Annotated in this window: 9 protein-coding genes and 1 pseudogene; 3 read left to right on the plus strand and 7 right to left on the minus strand. The window is 49.7% G+C overall.

Annotation, left to right across the window (positions count from 1 at the left end):
- Nucleotides 1–15: 15 nt before the first annotated feature.
- The 3 genes and pseudogenes from MIH19_RS09010 to MIH19_RS09020 all read right to left on the minus strand — a co-directional run.
- Nucleotides 16–207 (minus strand): annotated as a pseudogene (locus MIH19_RS09010) (PhzF family phenazine biosynthesis protein); the annotation flags it as partial.
- 558 nt (nucleotides 208–765) lie between these two features.
- Nucleotides 766–2,127: a VOC family protein gene (locus MIH19_RS09015; RefSeq protein WP_249008544.1), complete on the minus strand. Its 1,362-nt coding sequence runs from the start codon at nucleotides 2,125–2,127 to the stop codon at nucleotides 766–768.
- A 125-nt stretch (nucleotides 2,128–2,252) separates the two neighbouring features.
- Complete coding sequence (locus MIH19_RS09020; protein ID WP_249008545.1) at nucleotides 2,253–3,506, minus strand: aspartate aminotransferase family protein; 1,254 nt, start codon at nucleotides 3,504–3,506, stop codon at nucleotides 2,253–2,255.
- A 430-nt stretch (nucleotides 3,507–3,936) separates the two neighbouring features.
- Between MIH19_RS09020 and MIH19_RS09025 the strand changes: the two genes are divergently transcribed.
- The 3 genes from MIH19_RS09025 (at nucleotide 3,937) to MIH19_RS09035 (ending at nucleotide 7,905) form a co-directional block, all read left to right on the plus strand.
- Nucleotides 3,937–4,932, plus strand: a complete 996-nt coding sequence (locus MIH19_RS09025) for a TAXI family TRAP transporter solute-binding subunit (protein ID WP_249008546.1) — start codon at nucleotides 3,937–3,939, stop codon at nucleotides 4,930–4,932.
- A gap of 164 nt (nucleotides 4,933–5,096) precedes the next feature.
- Entirely contained in the window at nucleotides 5,097–6,944 is a 1,848-nt protein-coding gene (locus tag MIH19_RS09030; protein ID WP_249008547.1) for a TRAP transporter permease, read from the plus strand.
- 73 nt (nucleotides 6,945–7,017) lie between these two features.
- Nucleotides 7,018–7,905: a LysR substrate-binding domain-containing protein gene (locus tag MIH19_RS09035; protein WP_249008548.1), complete on the plus strand. Its 888-nt coding sequence runs from the start codon at nucleotides 7,018–7,020 to the stop codon at nucleotides 7,903–7,905.
- A gap of 218 nt (nucleotides 7,906–8,123) precedes the next feature.
- Here the strand turns inward: MIH19_RS09035 and MIH19_RS09040 are convergent, their stop codons facing one another.
- The 4 genes from MIH19_RS09040 to MIH19_RS09055 form a co-directional block, all read right to left on the minus strand.
- Nucleotides 8,124–9,146, minus strand: coding sequence for an Ldh family oxidoreductase (locus MIH19_RS09040; RefSeq protein WP_249008549.1), 1,023 nt, complete (start codon nucleotides 9,144–9,146; stop codon nucleotides 8,124–8,126).
- Nucleotides 9,147–9,296: 150 nt separating this feature from the next.
- On the minus strand, nucleotides 9,297–10,574 hold the full coding sequence (locus MIH19_RS09045; protein ID WP_249008550.1) for an FAD-binding oxidoreductase: 1,278 nt from the start codon (nucleotides 10,572–10,574) through the stop codon (nucleotides 9,297–9,299).
- 83 nt (nucleotides 10,575–10,657) lie between these two features.
- Nucleotides 10,658–10,969, minus strand: a complete 312-nt coding sequence (locus tag MIH19_RS09050) for a hypothetical protein (protein WP_249008551.1) — start codon at nucleotides 10,967–10,969, stop codon at nucleotides 10,658–10,660.
- Nucleotides 10,966–12,420 carry a sodium-dependent transporter gene (locus MIH19_RS09055; protein ID WP_249008552.1) on the minus strand — a complete coding sequence of 485 codons (1,455 nt, stop codon included), beginning with the start codon at nucleotides 12,418–12,420 and terminating at the stop codon, nucleotides 10,966–10,968. The genes MIH19_RS09050 and MIH19_RS09055 overlap by 4 nt, the downstream gene beginning before the upstream one ends.
- Nucleotides 12,421–12,447 lie beyond the last annotated feature (27 nt).

Genomic DNA, 12,447 nt, shown 5'->3' on the forward strand with positions numbered 1-12,447 from the left:
AAAATATCTATGGCATTAAACGGTGATGTAACCTCTTGAATACTGAACCGCGCTGCCGGAAATGAGCACCCGGTCGCCTGAAACTACACAATTGAGCAGGCCTCCTCGTTTTGAGGCTTGATACGCCACCAGGTCAGTTTTATCCAAACGCTCTGCCCAGAATGGCGCCAGGCCCCTGTGAATGGAGCCGGTTACAGGGTCTTCATCTGAAAACGAAATCTGTAAAAGCATCTACTACGGTTATTTCAAGATCCATTCTACTTACTCCATGAAAACATCATCTGACGGGGTAGGTACCAGTCCATCGTCAATAAAAACGGGAAGCTCAGCTCGGCTGACAGCGAAGAGCGGAAACTTTGGGATGAGTACAGAAGGGCCCATAAAACCGGCCCGGATAACACAGACAATGAGGATTTTCCGTGTGTGGCAGCCTGCAGACGACAAAAAAGCGCACGACTAGCGATCGGCTCAGGTCAGCATAAATAGATCTAGCCTGCCCGCATTTTCGACCAGAGACACTGAATCAAAATTTTCATCAAGGATGGCGCCAAAACAGACCAGCTGATCTTTGGGTGCAATCGGTGAACGGGAATGTAGGTGCTGATTTATTGGCGCTGTCGCTGACCCAGCGCCGGTATAGCTCCACTCTGGCAAATTGTAATAAATCGAGCGCTATAAACTGCCTGCTTCACAAAACTGCTCCCAAGGCTCAGTCTCTATAATAGTGTTGCGCTTGGCGCGTAAGACCGCCCTTTAACCTAATTCTTAGCCTTGTAAGCTAGACAATACCTTGGCTTTAGAGGCGTTTTCACGTTCGGCGTAAAGGGATAATTCATCTGTTATCCGCACACCCAGAGAATCTTCAAAGGCAACGCGATTGGCGCTACCTGCATAGGCCTCATTCTTTTTGCCCCCGAGGTTCGACTGGAATATACCCGCTGCACTCACCGGCAAAAAGTCTTCATAGGTAATCGGCTGCGCTTCAACCAGTTCTTGCGCGATCAAGTCTTCCATCTCTTTGTCGGCGCTACCTTTAGCGGTTTGACCAATCTCGGTCAGATGATAGTGGAAATAGGCCAACCCCTCACGACGAATTGCCTCATCACTATCCGGAAACGCGGCAAATACTTTGTTCATTACTGTTTGGTGCCCATCGTTATCCAATCCTGTTGCTTGCTTGCGGCCTTCATTAAGGAGTTGGTCATAAAGCGCACGCCCTTTTGGCGTAAGCGCCATCCCGCGCTGCTCAATTTCACCAAAGCGAGCAGTGTGGGTACTTTGCGCATTACCGGCGAAGCGAATCGACTCCTCTAGCGCGTTAAAGCTCGTTTGGCGCAACAGAATAGGGCATTCACGCCGTGGTGGTCCTTCAATCACGGCTTTGGGATTCATGCCCACGCCAGGCATGCGGCGCTGAACCTCATCGATATCTAACGTGCGCGGAGTGAGGTGATTGATGTGCGGCCCACGGAAGCAGACCACATCGGCAATCAAACGATGTTCGTTATACAGCGCATGATATGTATCCAAATCTACAGTGGCTTCCTGATGCCAACGGAATGTTTCCAGAGCCTCCTTCACAAACTGATCAGTTTCCTCGCTGGACAGCCCGCGCTGCGACTCATGGCGCTCGATCAGCTTTCGCACTTTGGGTGTAAAAATATCGCGCGCTGCTAAAATGGTTTCTGCACGCTGGCGAAGCGCTTCATTTTCAATTAACTCTAAGCGTAGCAACGAGGTAAAAATACGGAACGGATTTTTTGATAGCGCATCATCTTTGATGGGTCTGAAAGCGGTTGAATGAACCGGTACACCCGCTTCAGAAAGGTCGTAATAACCAACCGGATACATTCCCATAACGGCAAACAAACGCCGCAGCATAAATAATTCGTCCGCAGTCCCCACGCGAATGGCTCCGTGGCGCTCTACGCTAATGCGTGCCAGTTCACTCAGCGCTTCCAAACGGCGGTGAAGCTCAGGTTGTTGGGTAAGCGTTTCCTGGTTTACGCGTTCTACAAGCTCAAGCAGCGTGCCGTACTGAGGTACTTCTGCTTGATACATGGCCGACATAGCCTTGGAGAAACGGTCGCGAACATCATCGGTTGAAAGAAGTGTTTTTTCGGGCATTTCATGGCTCTCTATTGCATATTGTTGGGATGAAGGTGAGATGCCTGCGGCAGCAGTAGCCCGCGGCTTCAAATGGGAATGGAGGTGGTGTCGCGATCTTGCCGGAGTTGAGTTGGTTATCGGGATCATACCTGCAGCGTACACAGCGCTTGCTTTATCATGTCAAGTCCCTCAGCCATCACCTCTGGCTCCGTAGTCAAGGGTGGCAGCAAGCGTAAGACATTCCGTTTCCGGCCACTTGCAATTAATAAAACGCCTGCATTGCGGGCTGCTACCAATAGATTGGCTAAGTGCTCTGCGCCTGTCGCGTTTTCGGTATCTTCAAAGACAATGCCGCGCATAGCGCCAATACCTGTCAGAGCTCCTACCATTGGAAAGTGCCCACACTCTTGCCACGCCTGGTGCGAATGAACAATTGCCTCCTCTTGCTCGGTTGCCCATGCCGTTAGTGCATCGTCTTGCATTATATCCATCACTGCTAATGCCGCTGCACAAGCCACAGCATTGCCTGAATAGGTACCCCCCAAGGCTCCTTTTGGTAAGGCATCCATAAACTCTTTGCGGCCTACTAATGCAGCGAGCGGCAGGCCGCAGGCAATACTCTTTCCCAGAAGCATCAGGTCGGGCTCGATACCTAAATGGCTGAAACCAAAACGCTTACCAGTTCGTCCAAAACCTGACTGAATTTCATCACAAATCAATAAAATGCCGTGCTTGGTGCAAATTGCGCGCAGGGTTTTGGCAAATTCAGGGCAAAGCAAACGAAAGCCGCCTTCTCCCTGGATTGGCTCAAAGATGAAACAAGCCACCTCACTTGGCGCAATTTCCACCTCAAATATACGGTCTAATGCAGCAAGCGACTGTTCTGCAGATATTCCACTATCTCGACTAGGAAACGGTATGTGATAAACCGGACCCGGCAAGGCTCCCAGTCCTGCTTTGTATGGCTTAACTTTGCCGTTTAAATTAAGTGCTGCCAATGTGCGCCCATGAAAAGCATCGTCAAACGCAATAACGGCTTGGCGGCCAGTGACTCCACGGGCGACTTTCAGTGCATTCTCTGTCGCTTCTGCACCACTATTTGTCAGCATGCATGAAAGAGGATAGGAAACAGGAACAAACTGGTTGAGTCGATCTACGACAAAGAGGTAGGTACGATGAGGCAGCGCATTAAAAGCAGAGTGCATCAGGGTGTCGACCTGAGCCTTGACGGCCTCGACAATCACTGGATGGCAGTGGCCCAGATTGAGAACGCCAATACCGCCAATAAAATCGATATAGCGCTGTCCCTCCTCATCCCATACTTCTGCATTACGTCCTTTCGCAATACAAACTGGATGTAGGATGCCCAATGCACTGCTGACGTGGGGAAACTCCATCGCTGTAAACGCTCCTGAAATTGCCAGATTTTCCGCTATCAGACAGGTTCTTACGGCAGATCACAAACGAAAAAAAACGCTAAATGCATGCCGCGCAGGAATGTATAAAATGAGACATGTGGTGTAAAGTCGTATCCCAGCATTGGCTGCTGCACCGCCTACTACAGGAAAACCTTTCGTTGCGAGAGCTCTGAGGCGGAGTGTGGCAATGGTGTGCGCCAAATGAACTTGCGCCGGTCACTCAAAAATACGTGCATGAAAAAAAGGAATGCATACGCAACTTAATTTCTTTTGTCTGTAGGGCTGCGTACGTGAACAATGACCAAATACTTTTTCGTGAGGGTTTTCGCTGATTGATTTTCAGGTGGTCAGATTTTGAAAATCTTCCGAAACAAGATTATTACAAAAATTCTAATTAGTAGGAGCAAATATGAAACATTTTCTGTCTAAAGCACTATGCGGTATTGGTGTTCTATTTTTATTGACAGGCTGTGGTGCCGAAAGCAAACCTAATGTCGCCATTGGACCTCCCGCAAGTACAACCCAAAGTGTTTCTCAATTACTGTTTGATGCCTACGGAATAGGTGACGATAGTTACAGTGCGTATCAAGAAGGTTTTGGGGCTGCACTTAACGGTGTACAAGATGGCAATATCGATATTTCTATCGGAATTCTTGGTTTGCCTTCCGGCAGTATCGAAAACCTGCAAGCTACCAGCGGGGATGCCCGTCTAATCAGCTTAAGTGATGATGCAATCGAATATATTGAAAAAAATAGCGCCTATCAACGTTTTACTATTCCAGCCGGCAGCTATGATTTTCAAAAAGAAGATGTAAACACCATCACGGCTTATGCGATTTTAGTCGGAAACACGAATACGATTGACGAAGAGCTAGGGTATGAATTAGCGCGCATAATGCACGAGTACGCTAAAGAGAATACCCACTCTCAATCTTCTTTTATCACGCTTGAAAATGCATTGAATGGTTCAAACGATTTGCCAATTCATCCTGGTGCAAAAAGGTACTATGAAGAGCAGGGGCTCACAGTAGAAAATGCTGTTGCTGAAATTGGTGATGTAGTGCCTAAAAGCGAGTTTATATTAGGCACCGGTAGTCAGGGCGGCACCTATTATCCGTTGGGTGGTGAAATGGCCACTATATGGAACCGCTACGTGGATGGCCAAAACTTCACTAATATAGAAACCGGCGCTTCAATCGAAAACTTAGTCAGCATTCGTGATGACAACATGGACCTCGGGATGACCGTGCACGCACCCGCGCAAGATGCTGTTGCAGGACGCGGAGAGTTCACAAGCGGGTCAATTGATAATGTGGCATTTATTGGACACATCTATCCTGAAGTAATTCAGATTGTCACGCGTGATCGCTCTAACATAAAAAGCCTAAGCGACCTGGCTGATTGATTGTTTATTTTCGCCGCTGACTTTGTCAGCGGCGTTATCTGTATGGGGTTTAATTGTGAAAAAAAAAAACGTCTAATGAATCGACTTTATTAGAAAAATACGATCGAGAATCGCAAGTACGCTCGGCAATCCAGCTGGGTAAGTGGAGCTGGCTCGTTACCTTAATGGGTTTGTCACTTACTTGCTTTCATCTCTATACAGCTTACTTTGGAACATTACCCTCACAGCAGCAGGGCGCAGTTCACTTAGGGCTTGCCTTGGGTATGATATTTATTCTGTTTCCTGCAACCCGCAAAGGGGCGCCTCGCCATGGAGTGCCCTGGTACGACGTGCTATTGGCATTCACAGCAACATTTGCTGCTTACTATAAAATATTATTTTATGAAGAAGTTCTCCGGGCACGAATCACGGGTTACTCAACCATTGATCTAGTGATTGCTGCACTGGGTATACTCTTTTTGCTAGAAGCAACTCGCCGTACGATTGGCATGCCAATCGTTGTTATGGCCACGCTTGCAATTCTATACGCGCTATTCGGCAATCTAATTTCGAGCCCGTTGCTTTCGCATCCCGGATTTTCCCTTGAACAGGTTTCTCCATACTTATGGTTCAGAGAAAGCGGTGTGTTTGGCACGCCTCTTCAGATATCTGCTCGCTTTATCTTCTTGTTTTTGTTTTTCGGTGTTGTACTGATGCATACAGGCGTAGGTCGCTTTTTTAACGACCTGGCCTTTGCGGTAACCGGGCGTTTTACAGGCGGCGCGGGAAAGGCTGCTGTAATGGCAAGTTCTTTACAGGGAATGATTTCAGGAAGCTCCATCGGCAACACCGTTGCCTCTGGTTCTTTTACAATACCAATGATGAAAAACGCAGGCTTTAAGCCGGAAGTGGCCGGGGCGATTGAAGCTTCCGCCTCAACGGGCGGCCAGATTATGCCTCCATTAATGGGCGCTGCAGCGTTCATCATGGTGGAATATGTTGGTGTCTCTTATCGGGAAATAATGTTTTCGGCTTTGATCCCCGCAATACTTTATTTTGCGAGTATTTTCATAGGAGTTCATTTTGAAGCTAAACGCCACCGTATTTTAGGCCTTCCCAAGGACCAGTTGCCCAACAAGCTTAAGCTGTTGCTGTCAAAAGGCTACATGCTGCTGCCCTTAATCGTCATTATTACAACCGTTTCCGTTGGTTTTACAGCACAGCGTGCAGCACTTCTGGGCATAGCGTGTGCCTTTGCCGTTAGCTTGGTGAGAAAAGATACCCGGCCATCTCTAAAAGATGTGTTGGATATTTTCGAAAAAGGTGCCCGCGTTGCGTTGCCTGTGATCGCAGCCGTCGCGTCTGCAGGCATTATTGCTGGTGTGGTCGGTATGACCGGATTAGGAGCGAAATTTGCCGCCGGCATCATAAGTTTGGCTGATGGCGTTTTGATACTCGCGCTACTGTTCACGATGATTGCGTGTATTGTACTCGGGATGGGTTTGCCCACGACAGCAAACTATGTTGTAACGGCTACGATTGCAGCACCGGCGCTTATTAATGAGTTTGGTCTTCCACCAATGGCTGTGCATTTATTTGTATTTTACTTCGGTATCATCGCTGATATAACGCCCCCCGTTTGTTTAGCCGCTTTTGCTGGTGCGGGAATTGCACAAGCTAACCCGATGAAGACGGGCTTTACAGCGGTTAAGTTAGCAATTGGCGCGTTTATTATTCCTTATGCTTTCATCTATAATCCCATGCTGGTTTTAGTTGACCCTACGCTACTTGGTCTTTCAAGTGCATTGGTCTTCTCACTGTTGGGAATTATGGGAGTGAGCAGCGCACTCTTGGGTTACTTTGTGCGTGATTCACTCTTTTGGGAACGTCTGGTACTCTTTGCGGCAGGGCTTGCAATGGTGGTTCCCGAGTTGCTAACGAGTGGCGCGGGTTTAGTTGCCATGGTGGCGGTGGGTTGGCTTCAATCACGCCGCTCTGAAACGCCTCAAGAGGCCGAATCGCTCGCTTCTTGAACCATTATAAAAGCCTTGTTTCCCCCGGTTTTTGTTCACCGGGGTGGCTTACAGGTTATCAGGAGCTTTTGGCTTGGCATCACGCAATCTTCCTTCAACAGCTGCCATGCAGTGCTTCGAAGCGGCTGCCCGTCATATGAGCTTTACTCGGGCAGCCGACGAGTTGAACCTCACCCAAAGTGCTGTCAGCAAACAGGTAGCTCATCTCGAAACTGCCTTGCAACATAAATTATTTCGACGGGTGCGACGTAGTTTGTTGCTTACACCAGAAGGAGCCATGTTTCTAAGTGACGTGCGTAAAGTGCTGACTCAGATTGAAATGTCGGCTCACGCCATTATGACGTACAGCGGAAATAGCGAAGTTCTAAAGATTGCTACATTGCCTAGTTTCGGTAGCCGTTGGCTCGCAAAAAAATTGCCGGCTTTTTTATCATCTAACCCAAATATTAGTTTGGAGTTTCATGACCGGGTAAAAGACTTTAATCTTGAACAAGAAGACATCGATGTCGCATTTTTTTATGGCCATGGTAGTTGGCCAGGTCTTGCATGTCATAAACTCATAGATGAAGAAATGGTCGCGGTTGCCTCTCCAGAACTACTGGGTCAGTGTTCTATTCACACAGTCGACGATTTAACTCAATTGCCTTTGCTCCACCTTTCGACCCGGCCTGATGCCTGGCACCATTGGTTTTCCGTGCAAGAGATTATTACTGATCGCAGTTATCACGGTACTCGCTTTGAGACCTTTCCGATGCTCGTGCGAACCGCAATGGCAGGGGGGGGAGTCGCGTTGGTTCCTCATTTTACCGTAGATGAAGAACTGGAAGCAGGTCGATTAAAGCTGGCCTCGCCCCATAGATTGCTTAGCAAAAGTGCTTATTATCTTGTTTATCCAGAGCACTTAGGGGAACTTGCTAAGGTGCGGCGTTTTGTAGAACATATTACTGAGTCACGTGATTAACAGTAAACTGCTCGCAGACTTCTTTTAAGACGCTTTGCATCGTTTTACGCACTTACTCGGCATAAAATTATATTAATATTTTAATTATCTGAGGGTGATCTCCCTATTTTTTGCAGGAAATTACCCAGCGATGGCATTTATAGGCGCGAAGAAGTTGAGCGTTATGTCTACAATCAATGGGTTTTACTTCAAATAGTAGAAAGATCTTTAATTACCACTTAATCATGTAGCAAAGAGCATAGTTCGAGGTAGAGGTTTTCCGATACCTCAATACCGTATTTCTCGCTTTTCTCTCTGCTTTCGTAGCGTCTTTTAGACGGAAGCCGGGCGCCTTGAAACTCGACCAAGCTGAAAAAGGTTTCGGCGCGAGAGAGATGCATCTCGACGTTGTTTCCTGCCGTAAACGTAGGATCGATGGCGATGATAACTTGGCCGTGGTAGGGCAACGCGCCTTTGCCATCATCGTGTTGAGACGATTCGTAGCTCATCAGGTCGCCTATCAAAGGGCCGGCGATCAACTCGATCATCATTGAGAGAGCCGTACCTTTGTGCTCACCAAAGGTCAGTAGGGCTCCTTCCTCGAGCACCACCTGCGGGTCGTTGCATCCTTGTCCTTGTGCGTCGACTCCCCAGCCATCAGGTATCTGCTTGCCTTCGCGTTCGTGAAGTTCGACATCGCCTCTTGCGATCGCGCTGGTGGCAAAGTCAAAAACGAAAGGAAGCTTGCCGGGCCTTGGCCAGCCAAATGCGAACGGGTTGGTGCCAAGAAGCGGTTTGCTTCCTCCATGAGGCGCTACGTAGGCTTGGGTAGGATTGCAGACGATAGCGACCAAACCCCTTTTAGTAATCTGCTCCACTTCAATCCAAAGTGCGGAAAAGTGTACGCAGTGGTTAATGGCAAGAAGCGCGATACCATTTTCTTTGGTCTTTTCTATCAGCACCGGTAAACCGAGAGAGAAGGCGAGTTGTGAGAACCCTCCGTTAGCGTTTACTTTGACGATGCCGCCAGAAGACGGCTCGATGTAAGGCTCAGCATTAGGGTCGACGCCTCCTGATGCTAATGTATTTATGCAACCCAGAATCCGATAAAGGCCATGCGACCCACATCCATCCTTTTGCCCCGCAGTAACCGTCTCGCTTATCGCGCGAGAAAAATCATCGCTAAAGCCTTTTTTTAATAATATTTTTCGGGACAAGCTCAGCGCTTCTTCCTCGCTCAATAACACTGTTTTTTCGGACATATTAACCTCGTTATTGTTGAATGAAGTGTGTGTATGGATGATCGGCCTGGGTCGAATAACACTCTTTGCGTGCTCGCGTGAATCGACAAGCCAAGCATGGTGTGAGTCTCGATGCAGCTGATCGACTGTCCTTTGTGGGTTCTAGATTTTTCATGTCATGATTCGCAAGCATTGGCCAGCGTGATAGAGATTAAACCCGTTTTCGTAGGCAAAGCTGCGCGCGCGGATAGCAGACACGGGCTTTGAATGGCGAATGGGCAGTGGAAGACCATCATCAGAATTTTCATGAATTAGCTTGGCAAACCCTTTACCAACTACTGTGCCTGTGGTGACACCACGGCCGTTGTAACCAGCTACCGCCAATATGCCTTGAGCAGGCGAGAACAGGCGTAGCATATGGTCGGGAGTGAATGCCATTCTACCCGTCCACGTGCACTCCCATTCCACTTTAGCCAGGTCCGGAAAGTAGATGCACTTCATACGATTGGCCCAGGCCCGGATGAAGGCTCGAGGCTTGGTCTCGCCACGCCCCAGGGTTCCCATCATGAGCCTGCCTTCCACATCGCGCCTGATGCTACTCAAGACTGTACGGGTATCCCAGGCGCCTTGACGACCGGGCAGGATATGTTTGGCCGCTTCGCCGAGAGGCGCGGAGGCCACTTGGCAGTAATAACCCGGGAAAAAATGCTTCTTGACCGCGTTCCAATCCTCCTCGGTGTAGGCATTCGTGGCGAGCACAATACGGTCGCAGTGGATCCTTCCCTTCGGCGTTTCCACCTCCCACTTGTCACCCTTGCGGGCGATTCGTATTGCCGGGGTATGAGTATAAAGTTTCGCCCCCGCACTGTCGGCCGCTCGGGCGAGTCCACGCGTATAGGCGGCCGGATTGATGGTGCCGGCGCGGCGATCTAGCAAGGCACCGTGAATATGCGAGCTTCCTGTGGCGTCCGTTGACTTCTGACCCTGAAGTAGCTCCACAGGAGCGCCTCGCTGTCGGAACTGCTCGCAGCGACGCTCCAGATCCTTCATGCCACTTGCATTGTGCGCCATGTGCAGGGAACCGGTCCGAGTGTCGTCGCACTGGATGTCGTAGCGGTCAATTAGTTTGAAAACTTCGGATGGGGCACTGCCGAGAAGGTTGTTGATACGCTCACCATCGCTTTGGCCCAACAACTTGACGATATCAAGGGGAGGTAGCCAGAGTCCCGCATTTACATAGCCAACGTTGGCGCTGGAACCTCCGGTGGGAATACTTTCTGAGTCGATCACCACCGTGGATGTATTGCCCTCTGCCAGATGAAGTGCCGTGGAAAGCCCGGTAATTCCACCTCCGATGACACATACATCGCTGGTGACCTCACCCTCGAGGGTTGCGTAAGTTGACTTCTCTTCTTTGGACGTTTTTAGCCACAGACACTCTTCACGCATCTCTCAGTCCTTTACTAAGTATAGTTTATAAACATCAGGGGCAGCCAAACCAAGACTTACAGCGTTGTTTGGCTGCCGCCGAGCTATATCTCCTTCATAATTTCAACATCGGACTGGTCCCAAATATAGAAGTAGCTTTTACACTTTTGCAGTGCTTCCCGCTGCTCATCATGGACGTCACGCATCTCTTGAACATGTTCGCTCGTGTTGTTTTGTTCAATCCAGCGATCAAGGTCGCGAAGCGCCTTAGGTGAATAAGGCTCAAAGCTGCCCTGCTTTTTTATCAATTGTAATTTACGTTCCTCTTGGCGCATCGAATAAACGAGAGCCACGCTGGCTACACCCCACAGGACAAAAATGCATGTAATCATGACGATTATGGCAGCGATACTCATGATGATTGGCCTACGACGTTAGTAACAGAGTGGGCGTTTGCCTCGCGGCGACTCATGATCCACATGCAAAGCGGGATCGTCAGCGTCAGGATTGCAAGGCCACTGACGGTCTTCCAAGGCGTTGTGGTCAGGTTGCTATAGAGGAAGTAAACCATGATAAAGAGCATAATCGCGGGAATCCCGAAGCGAATGATGCTCTCCCAGAATTTAGGCACGTACAGATCGGCACCGCGATTGAGGCTGAGGGTGCGCAAACGGCTGGCATCGAACTTCCATCCGATAGTGATCATGATGATGAAAGTCGCTAACGGCAGGCCCCAGTTGCCCACCACGAAGTCGAGATAGCCGAGAATGGAGGAGTCCATGGCACTCGGAATGCCTAGCAGCCAGATGATGCCGCACATGGTCAACACCGCTTTGCTGCGCGAAGTATTGCGCTCTTCCTTATAAGTTGTAACGCCGACTTCAGTAATAGCTATCGCGGTCGTAAGGTTGGCGAAGAAGAAGCCCATGAAAAACAACAGTGCCCATCCATAGCCACCAGTCATGCTACCGAAGGCGCTGGCCAGCGCGACGAAGGTCAGTTCCGCTCCCGATGTTGGCGATATGCCGAAGGCAAAGACGATTGGGAAGACAGCGAAGATGGCCAGTAAGCCGAAGCTAGTATTACCGATGGCGGTAAATATTCCACCCCCTAGGGGGATATCGTCATTACGTCCCAGATAGCTCCCATAGGTTAAAGCGATGCCCCAACCGAGCCCCGTCGAGAACAGTGCCTGGCCCAGGGCGGCGAGCCAGGTCTCACCGCGAGCCAGATACTCCCAGTTGGGCGAGAAGGCGAACTCGAGTCCTGCCATGGCTCCTGGCAGGGTAACGCCGCGAATGGCAATGGCGATCAGCGAAACGGTGAGGATGGGCATCATCCATTTGGCCATGCGCTCGATGCCGCCCTTGATACCCATCAGCAGAATGCCCGTGACGATTAGCATCGCGACGGTGTGCATGCCCACGTTCAACGCCGTGTTGCTACTGAATGCTTGCCACAATGCGGCGGTATCGAACTGCGTCTGAGTGAAGGAGCCGATCACCGCGTGGTAGGCGTAATAAAGCGACCAACCGACGATCGATGAGTAATAGGACATCAAGACGACGTTGAAAATCAGGATCACCAGCCCCAAGCCGACGAACTTGTTATTACCGTAGATTTTGCGGAAGGTGCCAAGCAGCCCTTGCCGGGTATAACGCCCGAGGCTGGTTTCTCCCATCAGGCCGGGAACGGCAATCAGATAAAGCAGCACGAAGTAGGCGATCAAAAAGGCGCCACCGCCGTTCTCACCAGTGACATAAGGCATTCGCCATATGTTGCCGGCGCCGACCATGGCGCCGACTATCGCCATCAGGTAGCCGAACCGGCTACCCCATTGCTCTCTAGAAATTATTGTTTTTGTCATCTGTTGGCTCCATAGCACATTATTGGG

It is taken from the genome of Marinobacter sp. M1C (assembly GCF_023314135.1).
Taxonomy (GTDB): domain Bacteria; phylum Pseudomonadota; class Gammaproteobacteria; order Pseudomonadales; family Oleiphilaceae; genus Marinobacter.